We start from the raw sequence: 22,493 nt of genomic DNA, 5'->3' as shown, positions 1-22,493 counted from the left end.
CCGCACACAGCGGCGAACCGCCTACCGGTAATTGGCGAACTGCACCGCGAAGTCGAGGTCCTTGCCCTTGATCAGCGCCTGCACGGTCTGCAGGTCGTCCCGGCTCTTCGAGCTGACCCGCAGCTCGTCGCCCTGGACGAGCGCCTTGACGCCCTTCGGACCCTCGTCGCGGATGATCTTCGCCACCTTCTTGGCGTTCTCCTGGGAGATGCCTTCCTCGATGGTGGCGAAGATCTTGTACTCCTTGCCGGAGAGCTGAGGCTCTCCCGCGTCCAGCGACTTCAGCGAGATCCCGCGCTTGATCAGCTTGGACTGGAAGATGTCGAGGATCGCCTTGACCCGCTCCTCGCCGTTCGCCTCCATCAGGATCTTCTCGCCGGACCACGAGATCGAGGCACCCGTGCCCTTGAAGTCGTAACGCTGGGAGATCTCCTTGGCGGCCTGGTTGAGGGCGTTGTCGACCTCCTGCCGCTCGACCTTCGAGACGATGTCGAAACTGGAGTCGGCCATGACGTGTGGCTCCTTGCGTCGTATGCGGTGGGTACGGCACAAAGCCTAGCCACCCCCGCGCGTCGCGAGCACTGATCAATCAGGTGGCGGAGCACCCCTGGGCATCGGGTATCGTTTACGTCGTCGCCAAGGAGCCCTGAGACGGGCTCCGACGCGTCGTTCCAGGCGGTGTGCCCGAGTGGCCAAAGGGAGCAGACTGTAAATCTGCCGGCTCAGCCTACCCAGGTTCGAACCCTGGCGCCGCCACAGGACGGGAAACCCCGTCCGACCTGCTTAAACAACAGGTCGGGCGGGGTTTCTTCGTGTGTGCAAGTGGGACTGCTGAGCGTGCCGATCGGCCCCTGTATCCCACGTTGTCTCACCCGAATCCCACCTCTGATCAGGGTGTGTCCCCCAGCTGTCCCCCGGGGGACGGGCGTCACCCCGGCTCGTTCCACTCCCGCAGTGCCGCGTCGATCCGGTCGTTGGCCCGCTCCTGCGTCTGTGCGAGCACCTTGGCGTATACGCGGAAGAGGACGGCGATGGTGTGGCCGGCCCGCCGTGCGCACTCCATGGGGTCCACACCTGAGCTGAGCCAGAAGGAGACTCCCGCGTGACGTAGGTCATACGGGCGGCGGGCGAGGAGAGACGCGTGCTCCTGCTCGGTGAGCACGTCTTTCCGTGCCCGGGCCCAGACCTCCCCGTATCCGGTCTCCTGGAGGAGCCCGCCGCGGCTCGTGCGGAACAGCCGGCCGTCCGGGGCGATGCCGTACGTGGCGATGTGCTGACGCAGGAGCCGTACGAAGTGCGGCGGGATCGGCACGGGCCGTGAGTCCTTGACCGCCCGTGCTTTCAGGTGCCGCATCTCGTGCGCCGCCCCGTCGTCGGTCCAGTTTCGACCAGCCCGTACTGCCCCCTCGCGAAGAGTCAGAGCGCCCCAGCCTGTCTCGGGTAGATGGCACTGCGAGTCGCGAAGTGCGGTCGCTTCCGCCGGCCGCATGGCCGCGTAGTACAGGCACCCGAAGAACGCTTCGAGGTGCTCACCGCGGGGCCCCTGCTCGCGCACTCCCTGAAGTAGCGCCCGCGCCTGGCGAGGGTTCGCGACGCTCTGCGGGTCGACTTCCTCGGCCGATTTCGGCGCGACCCACTTCACGGTCGTCAGCGGATTCACCGGCATCGTGAAGTACCGCTCCTCGACGGCCTGGCCCAAGACGTCGCTGAGGCACGCGCGCTTGCGGCGTGCGGTGCGAGGGGCTGCGGGCTTTCCGTCGATCTTCAGCCCCAGGGCGTCCAGCGCTACGCGGACGGTGGCCGTGTCCTCGAGTGCGGACACCGGCAGGGAGTTCTTCTCCAACCACTTCAGGGCCTGCGCCACGTCTTCCGGCGGCTCCTCGTTCCAGCGGTTGCGGTTGTAGGCCCATCCGTACAGCGCTCGCCGAAGCAGTGCCGCGTCCGGCTTCCCGACTGCCGACTTCACGAGCGCCGGGGTGATGGTGGCCAGAGCGTCCGCGTAGTTCTTCCGGGACTTGGCCGGCGCCGCTGCCCACTTGCGGTCGATGTAGGCGCGGGTGTGGGCGTACCAGGTGATCGACGCTTGGAGCGCTCGAAGTTCGGAGGTCGGGAGGCCCTTCTCCTCGTCGAACTGCTCACCGCGCCTGACGGCGGCCATCAGCTCCGAGCGCCGGCCATCGGCCTGGGCCTTGAGCTGGTAGCTCTTGGAATGCTTGCGCTGTCCGACCACCCACCGCAGCCGGTAGGGCTTGGGCCGGTCCCGGCGCACTTCGATCGAGTAGAGGCGCACGTCGTACGTGAGGGGCATGACTCTCCAGGAACAGGCCGAGGGCCCACCAGATCGGTGGGCCCTCGGGCATGTGGTTGCTTTGGCGTCAGGCGGCAGCGCGCTGCTCGCAGCGCTCCCACCACGCGTCCAGGTCTGCGCGGCTCACGCGGAGTTGGCCATTGGGTAGCTTTTGGAGGCGGGGTGCCTGGCCGCGGGCGCGCATGCGGTAGAACGCCGCGCGGCTCATATCGATCTCTTCGAGAACTTCGGGGAGCTTGAGCATCTTGGGGCGGGCCATGGTGCGACTCCTCTTCGAGGCGGTCTCTTGTCTTCGCTCTGGGGGATCCGCCACGTCCGCCACGCCGCCACATCGCAGGTCAGAGGCCTGCGTTTGTGGCGGATAGCGGTTCTGTGGCGGATAGGTGCCGCCACACATGTGGTGTGGCGGCACCTGGTGGCGCAGTGGTTCAGCCCGCGACCGGGAAGAGCGGTGTGGCGTTTTCCGCAGACGTGTGGCGGATGGCTGTGGCGGTATCCGCCACGGAATCACCCCCGCTGACCTGCGGTGTGGCGGACGTGGCGGACGTGGCGGATTCCTCCGGGGAGGGAGGGCAGTAGCGGGTCCACGCGTCAGTGAGGTCTTCCGCGTAGTAGCCCTTGGGGAAGCCGGACGGGGTGCGGATGCCGCGCGGCTTGATGGGCTTGTTCGCCGGGGTGACGTACTGGCTGAGCAGTTTGGCGAGTGTCCGGGAGTTCAGTGGCTTGTCGTCCAGGTCGCCCCAGGGCGCGTCGTCCATGCGGAGCAGGACTTCGAGGATGACGGCCGTGGGCATGCGGTCAGAGCCGCAGAACACCTTGTCGCGCAGATCGGTGAGAAGCCGAATCCCGGTGGACGCCTCATCGTTGTCGTGACCGGCACTGATCAGCTCCAGGCACGCGGCCCGGGCTCGGGTGGGCCAGTCCCCGCCTGCTGCGTCCGCGACGGCGAGCAGCGGCTCCCACACGTCCGCGGGCCGATCCGTGACGCCTTCCGGCATCTCGGGCCAGGCGTTCGCCACCTGGTTGCGGACGGTGTCGGCCCACTTGGCGACCCGGTCTCGCAGGGCGTGGCCCTGCTTCTCGTGCGTGCGCTGGCGGTAGGACTCAACGGTCTCGTTGGGGGCGCGCTTACGCATGCGGACGATGATCGAGCGGGTCAGGACCGTGTCGGGCAGCGAGCCCAGACCGGCCATGGCGACGGCGCAGTACGAGCCGAAGACCTGTGCGTTCTGGTTGGAGCCTTCCCCGACGCACCGCAGGGCGCCGCCGATGCGCCGGTAGCCGGCGTTCAGGAAGCCGCGCAGCGCTTCGTCGGCTCCAGCCTTGGGACCGAAGATGGTGTCCACCTCGTCGAAGAGGACGGTGGGCAGTCCCTCGGCGGAATCAACCAGCCGGTACAGGGCGTTCGCGGACGCGGACACCGTGCTGACCGGGCGGGGGGTGAGGAGTTCCACGATCTCCAGCGCCCGGGACTTCCCGGAACCGGGCTCTGGGGAGAGGAACGCAACGCGGGGCGTGGTCTCGAAGCAGTCGATCAGGTGGGCGTGCGCGTCCCACAGAACGACGGCCACGTAGGCGGCTTCGGTCGGGAAGATGTTGAACCGGCGGTGGAAGGTTTCCACCTCGTCGAGCAGGGCGGCGCCATCGATGGGCGGGGTGGGTGTCGCGGTCATGCGGCGGCCCTCCTGGTCTCAGTAGCGGTGTGGGGGCAGTGCCCGACGCGTACGCGGGCGTTCAGCTCGATGACGGCGCGGCGTCCCCGGGCCCGTTCGTAGTGGCCGCAGATGCAGAGCCAGTCGGCGACGGGGATGTCGTTGCGGTCGAGGCCGCGAAGGCTGAGACCGGGCTGAATGCCGGTCACGGTGGTCGCGCGCGGGTCAGGGAGAACAGCAGTGGGGACGCCTTCGGCGACGACCTTCGGCGCCCCATTGCCGGAGGCGGCCGGGGCCGGTTCGGCGATGCAGGGGCCGGTAGTGGTGGCAGGGAGGCTTTTCAGGTCCCCGCGTTGCTGGGGGCTCATGCGGCGGTCTCCCTCGGCCGGCAGGTTCGGATGGACCAGTTGAGGGCGCTGCGCACGGTGGCGCGGCACTCGGCAGCCGGCAGTCCGGCCGACTCGCCCGCGACCTGAAAAGCCTGCTCTACCTCGGTCCGGGGGAGGTCGCCCCATGCGACGAACCGGCCCACGGCGCGGGCGCTCCTGAGCAGTTGTGCGTTGCGGTCGCCCTCGGGTGCGGTGGCAACGGCCACGGTCTCGCGCTGCAGGGCAACTTCAGCGGCACGGCTTCCGCTCTGGGGCATGTGGATGCGTACCGGCTGTGCGGGCTGCGGAGCGGGCGTGAGAGCGGTCAGCAGCCATGCGGGGAGTTCGGCGACGGGTGCGGGGTCGGTGATCTCGTATGTCTGGCCGTTGACGGTGCTGCCGGGGGCGACGACGTTGCCGCCCCATGCCCGGGTGTCGATCCGCTTGGCCAGCTTCCCCTTGCTGCTGGGGAGCTGGAGGGTGGTGGGGGCGGTGAAGTACAGGTGCATTCCGCCGCTGGGAGTCCGCACCCGGTAGGTGGTGGGGACGGCCTGCCCGGCGCGCTCGCAGAGCGCCTTGAAGGAATCCACACCGGAAGGTGTGTCCGCATCGTCTTCAGGTTTGGGCATGTCGAGGTCGACGACGACCAGCCCCGATGGGCCCGGTGCGATACCGACGTTGAACGGATGCACCGCCCACGCGCCCCGGATGCGGTCGGCGTCCAGGGTGGCGCGCTGCTCCCACTTCAGGTGACCGGACGCGCAGGCGCCGGTGCGGGGGCAGCGGTCCTCTCCGTGCAAGGCGGGGGCTTTCCCGCCGGGGCGCAGGGGGTGGACGTACCAGCCGCGGGCAGCGGCTCGTAAGGCTGCATCGAGCAGTGTGGTGTTGCGGTCATGGGTCATGCTGGATGTCTCCAGTTCTCTGATGTGAGGTGCTGGGAGCCCGGGGCGACCGCGATTCTTTGGCGAGAGGTGCGGTCGCCCCGGGCGTCATTTGTGCTTCGGGTGGAAGAGCTTGAGCGTGATTCCGCCGATCCCGATGGGGCCTGCCGTGGCGGCGATGAGGGCCGCGGTGTGGGCGGCGAACTCGACCAGGGCGAGGAGTGCGGCGATGGTGCCGATGATTCCGATGGCTCCGGCGCACCCGACTGCGATCGGCAGCAGGTACGTGCCGGCGGAGGGTCCGGTCGGTGTGTTGGTGTGGATGATGACGATCGGCCGGCCGGTGGCTTCGGCCTGCCGGTAGAGGTCGGCGGGTATGTGCGGGGCCAGGCCCGGCGGTTCGCGTTCGGTCATGACGTGCTCCTTCCGGGTACGGACGGGCCCCGCCGGAGGATGTTCCGGCGGGGCCCGCTGGTGACGGTGTGTGGTTGTACTGGCTAGTGGCTACTGCCTACTGGCAAGCAGAAAGGGCCTGTTGGGGCCGCTGGTTGCCAGTAGAGGGGCGTTTTAGTGGCTAGTGGCAAGTTGGCACTAGCCAGTAGTCAGTAGCGCTCTGTGAGCCGTTCAGGCGTGCTCGGGGTGGACGTAGACGGAGTGCGGTCCGTTGTCCCGGTAGACCAGCTCACCCCGCTCGGCCGCCGCCTTCAGCGCAGCCCTCACGGCCTGCCGACTGCGCCGGACGAGGTCGGCGACGGCGGACGGCTTCATCCCTGCCGGCCCCGCTGCCTTGATCGCGGCGACCGCGTCAGCCACCCACGCGGGGCCGCCCTCGTCGTCGCTCCCGCGCAGGGCGGACAGGTTCAGCCCCGGCGCTGCCGGCGGCTCCAGCGTGCCCTTGGGTTCCGGGGCAGTGGCGAACTGGGCGTCGATCTGCTCCATGAAGGCGCGCACGGCCGCGTCCTCATCCGTCACCGGCGCTGCCTGCTCGCTGCGAAGCGCGGACAGGTTCAGCCCACCAGCGTTCTCCGAGGTCGTGGCGTCGGCGACCGGGGTGTGCGTGGTGTCCCGCATCCACGCGGTGCGCTCCGGATCCCACCGGCTCATGTAGGCCTCGCCCGCGGCCTTGCGGGAGACGTCGTCCAGGCTGGGGTGCATGTCGGTGGTGGCGTGGACGATGTCGCGGATCTGGTTGGGCAGGATCCGCCAGTTCTTAAACAGGGCTGCCGCAGACTCCGGCGTCCCCATGAACCCAGCACCCTTGAACGGAGCCTGGTCCACACGGAGCCCGCGGGCCCCGGGAAAGACCTTGCTCAGGTCCATGCCCTCCACCTCGCCACCAGTGAGGCAGACCCGGGCCTTTGCCTCACGGCGGATCATCAGGTTGCCGAGCACAGACCCGGTCGCACCCAATGCGGTGAGGACGGTCCGAACGCCCATGGCGCGCAGCAGCCGGATCACTTCAAGGATCTTCTTCGCGAGTTCCTTCATGCGCCGGTCGGTGCTGGTCAGGATCTCCGCACCCTCATCGACGACCAGCATGATCTGCGGGATCTTCGCGCTGATCGGGAGCTGGTCGGTGTTCCGCTCCGCCATGAGGTCCTGATAGGCGACCTTCCGGCGCAGCCCGATCGCCAGGGCCGCATCGAGCATCAGCACAGCCTCTTCGTAGGTGGAGGCGAGCCAGTCGATACCCGGCCGGACCCCTTCGACCTGAGCCCCGTTGGTGTCGAGGGTGGGCCGGACCCAGGGCAGGCCGGCGGATCCGGCGTTCAGGTCGATCACCCAGGTGAGGACGTCGGTGGTGCGGGCGAACCCGGCCAGGATGACGTGCACCATGTTGGTTTTGCCGGACCCGGTCGGGCCGACGACCAGCGCGCACTGCTCGCGCAGGAACACGCAGATCTCTTCGGCATTGGTGCGGTAGCCCCACGGGATCCCGGTGTAGATCGACAACGGGCTGTAGTCGGTCGGGTAAGTACGCTCCTCGGAAAGCACGTTCACCGTGGTCACATCGATCAACACCCGGCCCTGGTGGACACCCTGGGAGGCAACGGCGGTGCAGCCGTGCGGCAGCCTCGCGTCGGCGGACAGTGCGGCGGAGTGCTGCGCGATCCGGTCGTAGGTGGTGCCGCCCGGGGGAAGTTCGGCATCGATCGTGAAGCCGGTACCGGTGGGCCAGATTTCCACCGCAAGGATCCGCAGGGTGATGTTGCAGACCCGCTGCACCCGATCCACCCATTCCGCGGCGATCGCGCGGCGTTCGGCGGACAGCTCGCGGTTGACCTGCCGTTCATCGGCGGCGATGGCCTCCAGCTCCCTGGCCTCTTCGTAGAGGAGGGTGGAGCGGGCGGCGGCGCCGATGCCGACGCCGATGGTGGCGAGCGACCCGAGGGCGGCCCAGGTGAGTGGGCCGGTGGTCATGGCCCAGGTGGTCCATCCGGCGCCGATGAGCCATGAGGCGGAGCGCAGGGCGATGGTGCGGGCGGAGAGGCGTTCGCGCAGGCTGCTGATGGTGTGGCCGATCGCGCCGGCGGCGCCGATGGTGAGGGCCCAGCCGGGGGGCATGCCGGTGGCTGTTCCGGTGGTGGCGACGGCGAGGCATCCGGTGGTGGCGGACAGGGCGCCGGTCACGGGTCCGTGACCGGCAGCCCAGTCCCACACCGGCCCGGTGCTGGCCTGTGTGTTGGTGGTCATGATCAGACGTTCCATCCCTTCTCGGCCTCGGACCCGTTGCGCGGGTCCTCGTGGCGGGCGATGTCCTGCTCGTGGGACTGGCGGAACAGCGGCCCCATGTCCTCCGCGACCGCCACGGCGCTCATGACGGCGCCGAAGATGTCGTTGAAGCCGTCCGCGACGTCCTTCTCCAGCGGGAACTCGCTGTCGGCCCGCTCGGCCAGGACCCGCATCACGTTCGCCACGCACGTCAGCGCGGCCGGAAGCCCCTCGACCATGGCCAGGATCTCCATGGCGCTCTCGGGGTCGTACTGACCGGCCGCGGACTCCATCTCCGCGGCGTACTCCTCGAACCGGAAACCAGACACGTTCTCTCCCTCACTCGCACTGGTGGTGGGTGCTGCCGGCGTCAGCCCCGCAGGGCGCTGGACCGTGTCGCTGATCTGGTCGGTGCCCTCGGCCGTTTCGGCGTCGGCGGCGGCTTCGTCGTCCTGCAGGGCGGCGCGTATGGCGTCGTCCCGGTGGTGGCGCTGTTCTCCGGCGGTGCGGGTCATCCGGGCGTAGAGGCGGCGCCCGGGGTACTGCAGCCAGGCCCAACGGAGTTTGCGACCCAGCGGGGTGGAGACCATCCCGACCAGCCCGAGGGCTCCGGCGAGCAGGGCGGCGAGCAGTCGGCGGCCCTGGAACCGGGCCGCGGACCGCCACAGGGCCTTGCGGGCCTTCTTCCTGGCCGGTGCTTTACGTACGTCGCCGCGCTGAGCGGCGACCTGCCGGGTGGTCCGTTGGTCGCGTGCCTGGCGGTTGCGCTCGATCGCCCTGCCCTTGGCGGCGCCGATCCGGCCCGCGGTCTTGCTCACGGACCGGCCGATCGGCCCCTTACGAGCCATGGACGCCGTCCGGGCTGCCGTCTTGGCACCCCGGCGGGCATCCGCGAGGGACCGCCGTGACCCGGCGGTCTCGGACCGCCGGTCGGCCCGGGACGGGGTCGACTTGCGGGCCGAGTCCCGCAACGACTTGACCTGCCCCGCGCGGCCCCGCGACTTGCCCGGAGCTCCGCCGGATCCGTGTTTGGCCGACGTCTTTCCGGGGCTGCCGGGGCCGTTCTTCGGTCGGTTGGACTTGCCGGTCCCCAGCAGGGAACCGGCAGCACGGCGGGGGGACTTTCCTTGGCCGCGACCTGCGCTCTTACCGGTGCCGGCGTTCCCGTTACGGGTCTGGCCCGGCACCCGACCGGATCCGCCGTGACGGGCGGACCGACCAGCCGACCCGCTACCGACCGCAGACCGCGACCGCGACGTACGACCGGTGGCCTTGCGGGACTTCTTGTTGTCGCGGTGCTTGCGGGTCGCTGCGGCCGTGCCGAGAACAACTGCGCCGGTGGCCGCGACCGCGAGGGCGGCCGGGCCTCCGACCAGTGCGGCGGCGGCGAGCAGGGAGGTGGTGGCGTTGGTGCCGGTCACCGCGAGCGGGACGACCGGCCAGCCGCCCGGGGTGTGCTCCACCTCAGCGGCCAATGCGGGCTTCTGCTCGAGTGCCGGCAGCGGGGTGTCCGGTGCAGCCGGGGCTACTACCGGGGTGATGGTGGTGTCGGTCATGCTGAATGCACTCCTTCACGGAGTTAGGGGCCCGGCCGGATCTGTGGTGGAGAGGGCCGGGCCCTGCGAACTTTCAGGCGGCGCACTGTTCTTCGGGGTAGGCGCAGGCCACGCACATGCCGAGCGAGGTCGGGATGGCGTATCCGGCGTCCCTCTGGCAGTTGGGACAGGTGCGGCGGGCGAGCATCGCCAGAGCGAGAGCGCCCCACTTGCGGGACGTCATCGGCCGCACGGGCTTGGCCCGGTCGATGCGGTAGAGGTAGGCGACCTGAACGCCGCCGCGGCGCCGGTTGCTGCGCATGAGCTGAGCGGCGATCGGCTGCCCACCCGGCCGCAGCCCACGGGCCCGTAACTGCCTGCGGGTCGCGTGGCCGTCCGGGGCGAGGCGCCACGGGAAAGTGGGTATCCCGTAGCGGGCGCCGTCCGGGTCAAAGCACCGGCCGAAGGTGGGCGACACCGGCCTCACCGCCCCACGACAGTCAGTGCGGGAGCTCCCTGGGGCGGGTTGGCGAGGCGGCCGTAGACCTTGTGGACGTAGGAGGTGGACCGGGTGGATTTCACCGCAGCCTCAGCGATCGTGTCCCCGTCCTCGAAGCACTGCCGGATGACTTCGGCGGCCTCTCCGGTGCTCAGCCGGGGCCCTTCGTCGTCCGTGGTGGACGCCGGGGGGACAGCCAGTGGATACACCCGCTGTGCACCGCAGATGACCGGCAGATTCACGACCGGCGCGGGCACCGGGGCCGGTCGCGACTGCTCGACCGGGGCGGGGGTGACGGTCGGGGTGGATGCAGGGTGGACGGGCGCGGTGTCCACCCCCTGCACCGCCGGGTCCATCTGGTGTCGGAGTTCGGCGATCCGGTCGAGGATCGCCCTCCGGTAATACGTGATCGCCTCGGCGAGAACGATCAGCAGGACCGGGGGGATGGAGTGGAGGACGAGCCCTGCCGGGTCGATCTCCCGGGGCACCCCGAACGGGGTACCGGCCGGCCAGAGCGAGCCCCAGCAGTTCATCAACCACGTGCCCAACCCGGCGAACCAACGCAGCCCCGTGGCCCAGCCGGACGGCTGCACCCCGTGCTCCGACAACCGGCCGTCCACGATCAGAACCGCACCCAGGGCCACCGCGACCATGGGGTCCAGGAGCCAGGCAATCCACACGCTGATGTGGTGGTCGATCGCGAACAGCGTCACGTTCGTCGCGGTGAACGCCAAAGCCACCACCGCGACCGCCACGAGGACTTTCGTCAGACCCGCTTGCAGGCCCTGTAGCGCGGCGATCTGCTCGGCCGCACTCGACTTACGCCTCATCACCGCCCCCGTCCCCGCCACGGGAGCGGTGAGCCCGGTGCGAGCCCATCAGGTGGAAGCAGCCGGCCACCACGAGCAGGTTCCACAGGAACTGAACCCACGTCGGGAGCGGCAGCAGCCACGACAGCACGGCTGCAGCGACCAGCAGCGCACCGCCGTGCCGCAGCCACCACGCCCACAGGCCGCTGTTCGGGGCGCTCATGTGGCCACCTCCCAGGGGGCGACCTGCTTGGCGGCTGCCTGCTGCTGCCCGTATCCGGTCAGCCGTACGGTGACCCCGTCCAGGGCCGCTTCCGCTTGCACCCACATCAGGGGACCGCCGATCTCCTCGTCCCTGGACACCAGGGCGTGACTGATGCCCAGGGCCGACCGCCACGCCTCGAAGTGCTTCTTTCCGAGGTCGCCGTGGAAGGACAGGTCCAGCCGGTTCGGGTAGATCGTGGACAGCCCAACGTCCGCGGCCGGCAGCTCCGGGAACCGCTCTACGAGCGAGGCCAGGGCGGCAACCGCAGCAGCCAGGCCGTTCACCGTCCGCGTCCTCATGCCGCCACCGCCGTACGAGCGATGTAGCCGCTCACCGGACGGCGGACCTTACGGCGCGTGCGCCGGCCGGACGTGCGGGGCTGCGTCAGGGGCAGCGTCCGCAGCAGGCTCTCCGCGTAGGCGGCGGCCTCCGGGTCGCTCTCGCGGAGATCCGCGAGGACCTCGTGGGCGACGTCCAGACGGGCAGCCCGTTCCATCTGGGACTCGGCGGCGGTACCAGTGAACAGCTCCAGGTCGATGCCCAGGGCCAGTTCGATGAACTCAGTGGGGGTAACGGGCTCGCGACCAGCAACGATGGTCTTCATGGGGCGTCTCCTCCTTAGTCGGTGGACGGCCCAAAACAGCGGCCCCGGTGTGTCACCACCGGGGCCGCGCGCCGTCTGAGGGTCGGTCGTGGACTACGAGCGACCGCGGCGACCCGACACCGCAGCCCGCCGAGGAAGCAGGCCCGAATGCCGGGCACCGTGAGCGCTGGTGCTTCGGATCTCCGATTCGCACGGCGCTGTTCGTTCCGGGGAGGTCCGAAATCCCGGAAGTCGTCGCAGCAGGTGTGCCGTGCGGTTCTTTAGAGCCGATGGCGTGTCCCCCATGTGGGGTGTGGGGCCCGGTTGTGACTCCGGGCCCGTTCTCGATCGGCTGGTCTCCACTCGCCTCGGCCGGAACAGTCACGGCCGTCATGCTGCGGTGGATCACGCTGTGGAGTTGTCGGCATGGCGTGATCGGCCCACTCCGCAAGTTCCGGATTGAGCGGTGGCACACCAGAAGACTGGACCGGTGGACCGGTCCAGTCAAGTGTTGAATCTGTAGTTGGAAGATGGAGGACGGAAAGATTGCAGGTCAGTAGACGTGACGAGACGTCAAAAAAGCTGGACCGGCGGACCGGTCCAGCTTCAGTTGGCGGCTTGCCTACATCGAGTAGGTGTCCACCTGCTCGAAGAGCGAGAAGGGAGTGACCCCTTCCTCGCAGACCAGAGGGTGACCTTCCCTGTCGTTTGCTGTGTGCAGGAGCACGGCGACCGGGGTAGCCGCAGGCACTCCCAAACGTTCTGCCTCCGTGTCCGTAGCGAGGCGCACGGTGGTGATGTCTATCCCCTCGGCCGGAAGGCGGCCGGTCTGCCGACGGACATAGCGTGTCGTGCCCTCGGCGATGGAGGCGGTGTCAGCAAGGCGGGGTGCCGCCTCCGCGATCTCCGGAGGGAACCATGCCTCCACGCAACTGTGCGGGGTTCCGTCCGGGAGCTGGAGGACGCGGATGCGTCGGAGCGCCAGCACTCCCGGGGAGATGCCGAGCGCAACGGCGACGCGGGCGGAAGGCTCTGACCAGTCGGGCGTGCCGATACGCAAGAACGGCATCCCGCCCAAGATGCGCGCCGACCCCGCCCGGCGGGATCCGGCAGCACGTGCCACGGGTGTTTCCGTGACGACGAAACCGGTGCCCTGCTTGGCGACGACCACCCCGTCATTGCGTAGCACGTCCACGGCCTTGATGGCGGTGGCCCGTGACACGTCCCACTGCTCGGCTAGGTCCCGGCCGGAAGGGATTGTGGCGCCCGGGGCGAACTCGCCTGCCGCGATGCGAGCGCGCAGGGACTCCGCGATCTCTTCGTACTTCAGAACTGCCATGGCTCCCTGTTCCGTAAGCTGGACTGGTCCACCGGTACACAGGATACTGCGCACATGTCGAATCTCGAATTGGCTCCTTCCGTGATGCGGTTCTACGGCGAGACAGTGAACGAGGACGACCGCCTGCGTAACTCGGCAGACGGACGTATGGAGCTGGCCAGAACCCAAGAGCTACTCCGACGCTTCTTGCCCCCCGCGCCGGCGCGGGTGCTCGACGTGGGAGGGGGGACCGGGATTCACGCTGAGTGGCTTGTGAAGGACGGCTACGAAGTCACTCTCGTGGACCCCGTGCCCCGTCATGTTGAGAGTGCGTCGGCCGTGTGCTCAGCGATCGTCGGTGACGCCCGCGATCTGAGTGAGCCGGACGACAGTTTCGATGTTGTGCAGCTTCTTGGGCCGCTGTACCACCTTCCCGACCCCGAAGACAGGCGGAGGGCGCTGGCGGAAGCCCATCGCGTGGTGAAGCCGGGTGGACTGATCGCTGCGGCTGCAATCAACCGCTACGCGTCGCTCTTTGAGCACGTCACGTATGCCCACCTACACACCAAGCGGATTCATGACTCCGTCTCCAAGATCCTTGAGACGGCTGTCTATGACGGTGTGCGGGGGTTCACCCTGTCCTACTTCCACCGCGCCGAAGAGCTGGTGGCTGAGCTAGCCGCATCCGGCCTGACGGATGTCCAGGTCTTCGGCATTGAGGGGCCTGCGTGGTCTCTCGTGAAGGCGGCCGAGCAACAGCCGGGGGAGGGGCCCACGGATGACCTGATCGCCTCTGCCATGGCAGCAGCGCGCATGGCAGAGCCGTACCCGGAACTACTCGCTGCCAGCTCCCACCTTCTCGCTGTAGGTCGCGTACCGGCGTGAAGACACAAGAGCGCCTCCGTTGCCCATGGCATGGGCAACGGAGGCAGCGGCACCCCGTGTGCAAGCAGCTTCGGGGACCGCCGAGTCGTCTCGCAGCCCGCTGTGGCACTGGTGCGCGAGGTAAGGCCCCGGGCAGGATCGAACTCCTGAATCGGGCGCAGGCGCGCCGGACCCGGCGCCCCGGAGTCGTAGCTCGCACAAGATGCCGGACGGGCGCACTCTGAGGGCATGAGCGTCCCGATAGTCGTCCACGGCCTCTCCTCCTCCGGCGGACGAAGAGTCACCATCAACGGGCAGATCGTGGGCCTTGCGCACGACGACCGCGACCTCGTCGAATTTCTGAGGCGGGCCGGCCTTGACGATGCCCGGCACCTCCTCGACGACCCACACTGGATCGAATGGCGCGGCGGCCGTGCCCACCGGTACGAAGCGGCATGATCGGCGCAGTGGTTTTCGAGCGCGGCTGTGTACTCCAGTAGTGGGCTGAGGCTTCCCAACCGGGGCGCCACTGCGAGACAGTGTCAGACCCGCAGTGCAGACTGGCGGGGTAGTCACTTACCTGGGGGGTTGGTGATCGGAATGACGATTCAGTTGGAACGCCCGACGGAGTACGAAGACGACGACGTCATCGTGATGTCCGAAGAGGACTTCCAAGCGGCAGCCGAGCAGGCGTTGCGCGCTCTCGGCCTGTCCTACGCAGAGCTCGCGCGACAGGCCAGTAATCACGATTTCACCTCGTCGGCGGCTCACGCTCTGTGGGTATCGATTGGTGGGACTGTTGACCTCTGACCTGCCAAGTCAGGCTCGGAGGTTCGCCAACGAACTGCAAGAGGTCCTTAACGGGACGGTCTGCCGCGATATCCGCATGGTCGCGGTGGTCCGTCCGGTTTCTGCGTCCGGAGCCGTATTCACCATCGGCTCCGGACTCAGCAAGGCCAACCCGACGCAGCCCCAGGGCTTCCCGCTCCGAACCGATCAGAAGAAGCCGCTCGCCTGGATGAACCTCAGCTACCAGGTTCGCATGGATGACGAGCTCACTTATCTGACGATCCATAGCTCCTATTGCGGCATCTTCGCTGACGAGACCCTAGAGACGTGCCTCTGCCATTTCGATTTCGAGCGGGAGAAGGAGCGCTACACGTCTGCCCACTTGCAGGTCTACGGAACCTCCCCGGCGCTCGTAGCGCTGAACCGCGGCAAGGATTCGAAGCGGTCGCTGGACAAGCTGCACTTTCCCGTCGGAGGGAAGCGCTTCAGGCCGTCTCTAGAGGACATAATCGAGTTCCTCATCGCGGAGCGTTTTGTGGACGCCAGGCCGGGCTACGAGGACGTTCTGGAACGCGGTCGTGAACGCTTCCAGGTGAAGCAATTGCGCGCAGCGATGCGTCGGTATCCCGAGGTTGTCGAGCAGTTCATGAAAGAGCAGTCGAGCGGGTAGTCGTGCCGAGACGCTCACGCCACCAGTCAGGGCAGGTGAAGCCTCCATCGTTCTGCGGTGGGGGTTTCCTCTTGCCCGGCAGTGACAACGGCTTCGAGATGAGGCCGTCACTGGGCACATCCAGCAGACGAAGACGCCCATGTTCTGGGCGCACAGCACAGCAAACTGGGGGAGGGCGCATGCTGCGACGACCGGAATTTCCGTATCACGCGGTGACTGGGTGGAAACTAGGTCTCATTATTCTTGGTTCTCTTGGGCTGCCGATTGTTAATAACCTCGCCAGCGGACTGTCGATAGCAACATCCGATCCGGGAAATGGATTCATGAGGATCCAGGATATTTCCGTATCTGTGTCCTGCGGTCTCGCGCTAGCCATCCCGGTGGAACTAATAGCTCAAGCCTGGCATAGGCGCCAGGTGAAGCAATATGAAAAAACAATCATGGATCTAAAAGAGGACAAACGCAAGATGCAGTTGCGCATTCAAGAGTTGAGGGAGGAAGTGAAGAATTCTTGGCTAGCCGGACTTGAAATGAGTCGCGCTGTAAGGAAAATGCAGTTTAGTCTGCCGATCGGACATGTGGATAAAATTTCGCCATTGGACTTCGAAAAGATGATTAAGAAGCTGATGGAGCGCGATGGTTTGAAAGCCGAGGTTATTGGCGGCAGGGGAGACCAGGCAGTCGATGTCCTAGCTGTCAACTTGGCTGGGAAGAGGATCGCCGTGCAATGCAAGCACACGGTAACCGGCCGGAAGGTCAGCTCAACGGTGCTGTATCAGCTCAACGGCACGGCGGGAGATGTTTACAACGCCAGCGAATCCGTAGTCGTAACAAACGGCCATTTTACGAAGGATGCTGCGGCGTGGGGGGCTAGGCATGGCATTCAATTGATTGACCGTGACGCCCTTGCCGGATGGTCAGAAAGGGCAGATCACCTTTACCAAGTGGTGGCGCTTGAGATTCCAGTGTGATTGAGGCGCTGCCATTAGATTCGACCTGTCGACGGGTGGCGTGAAGCCGTTCTGGTCCGCGGAGTGTTCCAGCCTTCGTGGGGCACTTGTGGGTAGTCAAGCGCCTCAGGTCACTGATCCTTTTGGAATGAGGGCGGCGAGCGAAACATCGAATTCGGGAATGATCCGACACATGTTAGCGTGCGCGATCGCAGTCCCGATCGCCGTATTAATATGCCCGTTCATTTCCAGTTCGCCGAGACGCCTGAAGATCGGCGTCAAGTTTGGCCTGCTATTGGTGAGCATACGCTCGATCTCGTGCTCAAGCAGCACGGTATTCCTGAGGGCCGATAGAGCTAAGTCGGTAATGTCGTGAAGGAATAGGGTATCGATAAGTTTTAGAAGTTCTTTCGTTGTGATGGCGTTGATTTTGTAGCGGTCGGGCTCCGGCCCGAAAGGGTGTACTAGCTGTGTGCCGATGAGGCGCTCGGCATGCATGAGTTCCTTATCCGAAAACCCTCGTGTGAATAGACCGGGGTAGTTCATGCCAGCATATTTTGCGGGAGAGAGGGATCCGGCCGTGGCGATCGTGCAGCCGAGGCCGGCCAGGTAATCCAAGTCGAGGGGAGCGCCGTCCCGCAAGTCTTGAAAGAATGGCCCGACCGTCTCTTCGATTTTTTTGGCGAGTGAATCGATCGAATGGATGTCGCTGTAGGCTAGTTGCTTTAATGCGAAATTGCACGTAAGAATCGCGAAGTGATGCGATGACAAGTGCTCGGCGATTCCGATCGCGAAACTTGAGGCCAGCTGTGAAGTGTCGCGCTGGTGGCAACTTGTGCGACTAATGAGGAGTTCAATGAGAACTTCGCCAAGAGCTGCATCACCGGTCTTTGCGTATCCTGATTGCGCGGAGAATAGTGCCGACTGGGTACCAGGGTCCTGGAAATGTTCCAGTGCATCTGGGGCCCGCTGCTGAAGAGATTCAACTAGGTTGAGAGTGAATTCGTCAGCTCGCAGTTGGGCTACGGAATAGGCCTCTCTGCTGAGCGATTGGAAGTTCCTTGTGAAAACTTCCATTGCCGTATCGTGGGAAATTGCTTTTACGTCCTTATATCCTAATCCTATCGTGATGTCCCTGCCGGCTTGCATGTTCGTGTTGTTGTCGCGCGACGTTTGGCGCCTCGTATTCCATTTCATGACGAGTTGCCAAACTTATTGTCGTCGCCAATCGTCAAATCATTTCCGCTCTGCAAGTTTATTGAGTCGTTTCCGCTGCGTTGGACCTGTCTAGGGCCCCCGGTGGGGTTGTTCTGTGCATTTCGAAGTTGATAAATTCCGAAGGTTGCACCCAATAGACCGAAAAATGCGCCTGCGATACCTGCCAGCATGCTGGCCTTTTCAAGTCCCAGGTAGATGCTGATGATTAGGAGAGCTATGCCAAGGGCTGCGGTACCGCCCCAGAGGATGCGCCGTTGGTTGCTAGTCACGGCATTAGTGTCACGTACGTGTGCTGCTCGTGTCTGCTAGTTAGCTACCGCGCCGACTGCATCCGGCGTGGAGGCTAGCCCCGCGGCCGCAGTCAGGGTGTTGACGGCTCGCAACCGCCCTGGACGCGCTCGGCTGTCTGATAGCCGCTTGGTCGTTGGTGCGAGGAGGCGCGCCGACAGGACGGTTGTCAGTGAGAGCCGGAGGACAGTGGGCTCGACGTGACTGACCAGAGGAAAGAGATTCGGCGTCTACGAGATGATCCCGTCGATATCCGCGACCTGGTGAACGAGGCAGCCTTGGCTGGATACGCAACCGCCCTCAGTGGCCTGAAGGAGGGAAGGTTGGACACCGGGTGAGAGCACAAGTTGGGCTCCTTGGCTGAATCCGAATGCCCTAGGGGCAAGCCCCCGCTCCTCCTGTGGCGGTGCATCTCAGAGCCCTCCCCCAGGCGTGCCCCAGGTGGCTCAAGTAGGAGAGAAGCCGCAGGTGAGCGTCATCGAGGGGAGCCCGCTGTAAATCTGCCGGCTCAGCCTACCCAGGTTCGAACCCTGGCGCCGCCACAGGACGGGAAACCCCGTCCGACCTGCTTAAACAACAGGTCGGGCGGGGTTTCTTCGTGTGTGCAAGCGTGCTGCACGCGCTCTCATGCTGAATCACTGGGTGATCGCCAACCGCGCGCCCCGCTCCACCAGGGCGGAACACTCCGGACAGTCGGAGATGACCGGGTGTACGCAGCGCACCAGGTGGGCCAGGAACCGGTCAGCCAGTTCGAGGTTCGCGATGTGTTCGGCGATCCGGTTGCGCTTCGCGTTGATCAGGCCGATGCGGTCGACCCGTTCCCCCGCAACAAGTTCACCGATCTCGGCGAGTGACAGCCCGGCCCGCTGGCTGATTTGGATGAGGCGGGCCTGGCCGATGGTCTGGTCGTCGTAGAGGCGATGCCCGGAGGGCAGCCGGCGCGGGGTGAGCAGTCCGATGTCCTCCCAGTGTCGGAGGACATGGGTGGCCACCCCGAGCAGGGCCGCGGCATCGCCGATCTTCAACTCCACTGCGGACATCGCACTCCTTTACTTCAGGTCGGCCTGAAGTTATACCGTCCCGTCATCGAACGCCCACCCGATCGCGAGAGGGACAACGTTGCTGTGTCTGACACCGTGAGATCACTGACGCTGGCCGCATGCTGTGGCGCGGTCGCAAGCCTGGCAACGGGTCTTGTCCGTCCCCGACGCCCCGACCAGCGGTTTCTGCGCGGCTTGACCGACGCGGGGCTCCCGGACACGGCGGTGTCGGTCACCGTGTCCGCACTGCGACAGGTGCCACGGTCCGTGCCCACCGCACTGATCGTGGAGGGGCTGCGGCAGCCACGGCGAATCGAGAACTCGCTGCTGTCGTTCGTGATCACCCACCCGGAAGCGACGTTCATCGTGGATCCGAGTGTCTGCCTGGATGTCGAAAGCCGGGCCATTGCCGAATTGCCGGCGTTCCTGCGGGGCGCGGTGCGTCCCCCGGCCGACACTGTCGCCACCGTCACCGCGCTGCGTGAGCGGTCGCATTCCGGCCTGGATTTCGCGCTGCCGACGCACGCGCATTGGGACCACGTATGCGGACTCCTCGATCTTCCCGATCTGCCGGTACACCTGCACCGCCGCGAACACGACTGGGTCATGCAGGGCTCGATCGCACCCGTGGGTGGCGTCCGCGAGTCCCTGCGCGGCCGGGGCATTGTCCAGTACGAACTGGACGGCCCGCCGGTCCTCACGTTCGCCGCCGGCCACGACCTCTTCGGCGACGGTTCCGTCGTGCTCGTCGACCTCGCAGGACACACCCCTGGCAGCGTCGGAGTTCTTGCGCACACGGCAACGGGCTGGGTGCTGCTCGCCGGCGACGCTGCCTGGCACAACGACCAGATCGACCTCATCCGGCAAAAGGCCGGCTACCCCGGTGGGCTCGCCGACGAAGACCGGCACGAGACCTTCCGGACGTTGCATCGCCTGCACGCGGTCAAGGACCGAGTCACGATCATCCCGACGCACGACCACCGCGCGGCCCAGCAGTTGCCGACTTGATCACTCAGAGGGATGAGGGCGGCCCCGGTTCCTGGTGGAGTGGGGGCCGTCTTCGCCCTGCCGTTTGAAAAGGGGGCGCAGGCTGTCCGTGGGGGTGGTTATGGTCGCGCCATGCCGACGACCGTTGACCTTCTTGTGCCGGGGCGGATCACGACCCGCGATGCCGTCGCGGCGGCTTACGGCTGTGGCGTTCAAAGCATCGAGCCGGCAGATGAGGCGGGCAAAGTGTTCGTGTACTCCGACCCTTCAGCGGGCGAGGAGTACGGGTACACGTTCGATGGCCGCGCGGAAGATGACGAGTTCGGGCCGCTGTACCTGTACACCGGGGCCGGCGCCAACGGGCCGCAGAAACCGTCCGGCCGTAACGAGGCGCTCCTGACCCATGTCGAGAAGGGCCGTGAGCTCCATCTGTTCGTCGCCGCGGGCAAGGTGCCGGGGAGCGGGACGCTGCGGCAGCGCTACGTCGGACAGATGGTCCTGGACCCGGTGAGGCCCTACGACGTTCGGCGGGGGCCCGGTAAGGACCACGTGATGCGTGACGTGTTGGTCTTCCGGTTCCGGCCGGCCGGGGGAACGACGCCGGCATGGACCGAGGCGGACCGTGCACCGGTGGCTACCAGGTCGGGGTACGAGATCGTTGACCCCGAGGTCGTAGCCGAGCACCACAGCACCGCGGAGACCATCGCGGACATTCCCGCGGGGCAGCGCAAGGTACTGCGCCGCAAGGGAGAGCTGGTCAAAGCGTTCGCAGCTCACCTGGAGGCCGCGGGACACAGGACTCACAGCTTCCAGATCGCTGTGGAGGGCGAGCCCGGTGTGCTCACTCCCGACCTGTACGACGCGACGGACCACGCACTGTATGAGGCGAAGGGACTGACGACGCGGGCCAATATTCGGATGGCGATCGGGCAGTTGGCGGACTACCGCCGGCACATCCCCGGGGACAGGATTCTGCGAGTCGTGGTGCTGCTGCCGGGCGAGCCCAGCGACGACCTGAAGGACTTGCTCGGCGAGGAGTACGTGGAGCTGGTCTACCGGACCGCGGACGGTTTCGCCGGATGGCCGCTCGTCTACAACAAGCTGTAGGAACCGTAGCGGGGATGACGTCCCTTCAGCCGTGTAAGTGGTCGCGTTCGGTGGCACCCTGTTGAGGCCTTCTCGCTGCGTTGCATGCGGCGGACCGTGACCACACCGGGCCGAGTTCGAACCCCTGGAGCGGTGCTCTTGGGCCCTTGCCCCAAGTGAGTCAGCCGTCGAACCAGACGACCAGGCGGACTCCCTCGTCGCCGTGCAGATTCGCCAGCGTGCGCATGACCGACCAGACGGCGCCCCATTCGCTGTCGGGTACGGCGTCCTTTCGCCGCAGGCGGCCGACGCGGAAGAGTCGGCCGCCGTCCGGCCACTCGGTGTTCTCGGGAAAGACGCTGCCCGCGGAGTAGAGCTGCCGGGCATCGGTGAGGCCGGCGAGTTCGGCAAAGCGGGTGAGGCCGGAGTTCCGTCCGTGCATCTTCCAGCTGCCGTCCGAGCTCCGGCGGAACTCGTGCACACAGCCGTCGACCTCGTTCGAGACTTCGTCCCAGTCGGCGGCCGCCAGCTCCGCCCAGGTGATCCAGGACTCGCCGTGCAACTCGTCACTCCAGGGCTCGAAGTCAGCGAGGACCTCCTTCGACACGTCATGAGGGAGGCCCCGGTGATCGGCGAGTGCGCGGAACGAGGTGGTGTCGCGGACACCGAAGAGGGATCCGAAGGCAACGTAGTCGCGCCCGTTGTAGAGGTGCGAAAGGTCAATGACCTGGTTCCACGCGCGGTCGTCCTCGTCCAGCCAGCGATCCCAGCGGCATTCGATGAAGCCGTGTATGTCTGTCCCCATGCCCGGCATTGTTCTCCGTCGGCACGGGACGGGCGACGGTATTTCCGGGCTGCGGAGCCGGTGCGGCCTGGCACCGACACAGGACGGGAAACCCCGTACGACCTGCTTGGACAACAGGTCGGGCGGGATTTCTGCGCGTGTGCGAGTGTGACGGTGGACCACGCCGATCCGCGGGAGGCACTGTGGTGGGTGCGCATCGGATTCAGCCGGTGCTCGTGGAGGAGACCGCGCCGCAGCGCGTCTGGTACGCCTCCTACGGCTCCAACATGCATCTGGAGCGGCTCGCCTGCTACCTCAAGGGCGGCAGGCCGCCGGGGGCCGGCAGGGCGTATCCGGGGTGCCGGGACCAGCGGCTGCCCGGTCGGTCCGTTCCTGTGGAGCTGGCGGGAGCCCTCTACTTCGCCACCGAGTCGCCGGTCTGGGGCGGCGGGCGGGCCTTCTACGACCCGGAAGGCGCAGGGCTGCTCCATGCCCGCGCCCACCTCGTCTCGGCGTCGCAGTTCGCGGACATCGCCGCCCAGGAGATGTACAGGGAGCCCGGGGAGGACCTGGACCTCAGCGAGGTGCTCACCTCGGGCGTGGCCAGGATCGGGGGCGGTCGGTACGAGACGTTGATCTGCGCGGGCCTGTTGGACGGGCTCCCTGTGCTCACCTTCACGGCCCCGTGGAGTGCCGACGACGTGGCCCCGGTGCCGCCGTCCCGCGACTATGTGCGCTTCATCGCCTCGGGCTTGCTGGCAGCCGGGGCCTGGGATGCGGCAACGGTGGCTGCCTACCTGGCCTCTGCGCGAGGGGCGGCAGGCCGTTGGTCCGAACACGCGATCCGGGAGCTGATCGATTGAGGGGAGTGGAAGCGCTCAACTCCC

Annotated in this window: 27 protein-coding genes and 1 tRNA gene; 9 read left to right on the top strand and 19 right to left on the bottom strand. The window is 66.7% G+C overall.

Annotated elements, in window-relative coordinates; translation table 11 throughout:
- Window positions 1-21: 21 nt before the first annotated feature.
- On the bottom strand, window positions 22-510 hold the full coding sequence (locus OG257_RS16125; protein WP_056796691.1) for a YajQ family cyclic di-GMP-binding protein: 489 nt from the start codon (window positions 508-510) through the stop codon (window positions 22-24).
- A 164-nt stretch (window positions 511-674) separates the two neighbouring features.
- Between OG257_RS16125 and OG257_RS16120 the strand changes: the two genes are divergently transcribed.
- Window positions 675-756, top strand: a tRNA-Tyr gene (locus OG257_RS16120).
- Window positions 757-928: 172 nt separating this feature from the next.
- Here OG257_RS16120 and OG257_RS16115 read toward each other — a convergent pair.
- The 14 genes from OG257_RS16115 to OG257_RS16050 all read right to left on the bottom strand — a co-directional run bounded on the left by OG257_RS16115 (window position 929) and on the right by OG257_RS16050 (window position 12,951).
- The gene (locus OG257_RS16115) at window positions 929-2,308 is read right to left on the bottom strand and encodes a tyrosine-type recombinase/integrase (protein WP_329208369.1); all 1,380 of its coding nucleotides are present in this window, start codon (window positions 2,306-2,308) and stop codon (window positions 929-931) included.
- A gap of 67 nt (window positions 2,309-2,375) precedes the next feature.
- Window positions 2,376-2,567: a helix-turn-helix transcriptional regulator gene (locus OG257_RS16110; protein WP_329208367.1), complete on the bottom strand. Its 192-nt coding sequence runs from the start codon at window positions 2,565-2,567 to the stop codon at window positions 2,376-2,378.
- A gap of 169 nt (window positions 2,568-2,736) precedes the next feature.
- On the bottom strand, window positions 2,737-3,981 hold the full coding sequence (locus OG257_RS16105; RefSeq protein ID WP_329208366.1) for a DUF3631 domain-containing protein: 1,245 nt from the start codon (window positions 3,979-3,981) through the stop codon (window positions 2,737-2,739).
- Window positions 3,978-4,328, bottom strand: a complete 351-nt coding sequence (locus tag OG257_RS16100) for a hypothetical protein (protein WP_329208364.1) — start codon at window positions 4,326-4,328, stop codon at window positions 3,978-3,980. Before OG257_RS16100 ends, OG257_RS16105 begins: the two co-directional genes overlap by 4 nt.
- Window positions 4,325-5,230, bottom strand: a complete 906-nt coding sequence (locus tag OG257_RS16095) for a bifunctional DNA primase/polymerase (RefSeq protein ID WP_329208363.1) — start codon at window positions 5,228-5,230, stop codon at window positions 4,325-4,327. The genes OG257_RS16100 and OG257_RS16095 overlap by 4 nt, the downstream gene beginning before the upstream one ends.
- Window positions 5,231-5,317: 87 nt before the next feature.
- Window positions 5,318-5,623 carry a hypothetical protein gene (locus OG257_RS16090; protein WP_329208361.1) on the bottom strand — a complete coding sequence of 102 codons (306 nt, stop codon included), beginning with the start codon at window positions 5,621-5,623 and terminating at the stop codon, window positions 5,318-5,320.
- 210 nt (window positions 5,624-5,833) lie between these two features.
- Window positions 5,834-7,903, bottom strand: a complete 2,070-nt coding sequence (locus tag OG257_RS16085) for a hypothetical protein (protein ID WP_329208359.1) — start codon at window positions 7,901-7,903, stop codon at window positions 5,834-5,836.
- A 2-nt stretch (window positions 7,904-7,905) separates the two neighbouring features.
- A complete protein-coding gene (locus OG257_RS16080; protein ID WP_329208357.1) occupies window positions 7,906-9,477 on the bottom strand; it encodes a hypothetical protein in 1,572 nt (523 codons plus the stop codon).
- A 73-nt stretch (window positions 9,478-9,550) separates the two neighbouring features.
- Window positions 9,551-9,934 carry an RRQRL motif-containing zinc-binding protein gene (locus OG257_RS16075; RefSeq protein WP_329208355.1) on the bottom strand — a complete coding sequence of 128 codons (384 nt, stop codon included), beginning with the start codon at window positions 9,932-9,934 and terminating at the stop codon, window positions 9,551-9,553.
- A gap of 5 nt (window positions 9,935-9,939) precedes the next feature.
- Window positions 9,940-10,785 carry a hypothetical protein gene (locus OG257_RS16070; protein ID WP_329208353.1) on the bottom strand — a complete coding sequence of 282 codons (846 nt, stop codon included), beginning with the start codon at window positions 10,783-10,785 and terminating at the stop codon, window positions 9,940-9,942.
- Window positions 10,775-10,987, bottom strand: coding sequence for a hypothetical protein (locus OG257_RS16065; protein WP_329208352.1), 213 nt, complete (start codon window positions 10,985-10,987; stop codon window positions 10,775-10,777). Before OG257_RS16065 ends, OG257_RS16070 begins: the two co-directional genes overlap by 11 nt.
- A complete protein-coding gene (locus OG257_RS16060) occupies window positions 10,984-11,328 on the bottom strand; it encodes a hypothetical protein (protein WP_329208350.1) in 345 nt (114 codons plus the stop codon). The genes OG257_RS16065 and OG257_RS16060 overlap by 4 nt, the downstream gene beginning before the upstream one ends.
- Entirely contained in the window at window positions 11,325-11,633 is a 309-nt protein-coding gene (locus OG257_RS16055) for a hypothetical protein (RefSeq protein ID WP_329208348.1), read from the bottom strand. Before OG257_RS16055 ends, OG257_RS16060 begins: the two co-directional genes overlap by 4 nt.
- A gap of 601 nt (window positions 11,634-12,234) precedes the next feature.
- Complete coding sequence (locus tag OG257_RS16050) at window positions 12,235-12,951, bottom strand: GntR family transcriptional regulator (protein WP_329208346.1); 717 nt, start codon at window positions 12,949-12,951, stop codon at window positions 12,235-12,237.
- Between the two features lie 54 nt (window positions 12,952-13,005).
- On the opposite strand from OG257_RS16050, the gene OG257_RS16045 reads away from it, so the two are divergent.
- The 5 genes from OG257_RS16045 (at window position 13,006) to OG257_RS16025 (ending at window position 16,224) form a co-directional block, all read left to right on the top strand.
- A complete protein-coding gene (locus OG257_RS16045; protein ID WP_329208344.1) occupies window positions 13,006-13,815 on the top strand; it encodes a class I SAM-dependent methyltransferase in 810 nt (269 codons plus the stop codon).
- Window positions 13,816-14,043: 228 nt separating this feature from the next.
- The gene (locus OG257_RS16040) at window positions 14,044-14,253 is read left to right on the top strand and encodes a hypothetical protein (RefSeq protein ID WP_329208342.1); all 210 of its coding nucleotides are present in this window, start codon (window positions 14,044-14,046) and stop codon (window positions 14,251-14,253) included.
- Between the two features lie 141 nt (window positions 14,254-14,394).
- Window positions 14,395-14,604 (top strand): hypothetical protein, encoded by a 210-nt coding sequence (locus tag OG257_RS16035; RefSeq protein WP_329208340.1) that lies wholly within the window; start codon window positions 14,395-14,397, stop codon window positions 14,602-14,604.
- Entirely contained in the window at window positions 14,594-15,253 is a 660-nt protein-coding gene (locus OG257_RS16030) for a hypothetical protein (RefSeq protein ID WP_329208338.1), read from the top strand. The genes OG257_RS16035 and OG257_RS16030 overlap by 11 nt, the downstream gene beginning before the upstream one ends.
- Before the next feature lie 179 nt (window positions 15,254-15,432).
- On the top strand, window positions 15,433-16,224 hold the full coding sequence (locus tag OG257_RS16025; RefSeq protein ID WP_329208336.1) for a restriction endonuclease: 792 nt from the start codon (window positions 15,433-15,435) through the stop codon (window positions 16,222-16,224).
- Window positions 16,225-16,329: 105 nt separating this feature from the next.
- On the opposite strand, the gene OG257_RS16020 is transcribed toward OG257_RS16025, so the two are convergent.
- The 3 genes from OG257_RS16020 to OG257_RS16010 form a co-directional block, all read right to left on the bottom strand.
- Entirely contained in the window at window positions 16,330-17,352 is a 1,023-nt protein-coding gene (locus OG257_RS16020; RefSeq protein ID WP_329215127.1) for an LPO_1073/Vpar_1526 family protein, read from the bottom strand.
- Window positions 17,353-17,396: 44 nt separating this feature from the next.
- Window positions 17,397-17,690, bottom strand: coding sequence for a hypothetical protein (locus tag OG257_RS16015; RefSeq protein WP_329208334.1), 294 nt, complete (start codon window positions 17,688-17,690; stop codon window positions 17,397-17,399).
- A gap of 654 nt (window positions 17,691-18,344) precedes the next feature.
- Entirely contained in the window at window positions 18,345-18,749 is a 405-nt protein-coding gene (locus OG257_RS16010) for a MerR family transcriptional regulator (protein ID WP_329208332.1), read from the bottom strand.
- Window positions 18,750-19,016: 267 nt separating this feature from the next.
- Between OG257_RS16010 and OG257_RS16005 the strand changes: the two genes are divergently transcribed.
- Both OG257_RS16005 and OG257_RS16000 read left to right on the top strand, forming a co-directional pair.
- Complete coding sequence (locus tag OG257_RS16005; protein WP_329208330.1) at window positions 19,017-19,757, top strand: MBL fold metallo-hydrolase; 741 nt, start codon at window positions 19,017-19,019, stop codon at window positions 19,755-19,757.
- A 111-nt stretch (window positions 19,758-19,868) separates the two neighbouring features.
- Window positions 19,869-20,843, top strand: coding sequence for a hypothetical protein (locus OG257_RS16000; RefSeq protein WP_329208328.1), 975 nt, complete (start codon window positions 19,869-19,871; stop codon window positions 20,841-20,843).
- A 160-nt stretch (window positions 20,844-21,003) separates the two neighbouring features.
- Here OG257_RS16000 and OG257_RS15995 read toward each other — a convergent pair whose 3' ends face one another.
- Complete coding sequence (locus tag OG257_RS15995) at window positions 21,004-21,627, bottom strand: hypothetical protein (protein WP_329208326.1); 624 nt, start codon at window positions 21,625-21,627, stop codon at window positions 21,004-21,006.
- Window positions 21,628-21,809: 182 nt separating this feature from the next.
- On the opposite strand from OG257_RS15995, the gene OG257_RS15990 reads away from it, so the two are divergent.
- Window positions 21,810-22,469: a histone deacetylase gene (locus tag OG257_RS15990; protein ID WP_443054408.1), complete on the top strand. Its 660-nt coding sequence runs from the start codon at window positions 21,810-21,812 to the stop codon at window positions 22,467-22,469.
- Window positions 22,470-22,493 lie beyond the last annotated feature (24 nt).

Origin of the sequence: Streptomyces sp. NBC_00683 (genome assembly GCF_036226745.1) — a bacterium.
Classification (GTDB): Bacteria; Actinomycetota; Actinomycetes; order Streptomycetales; family Streptomycetaceae; genus Streptomyces.
The sequence above is the reverse complement of the archived record's forward strand: the minus strand, read 5'-3'. Positions and strand labels throughout refer to the sequence as shown.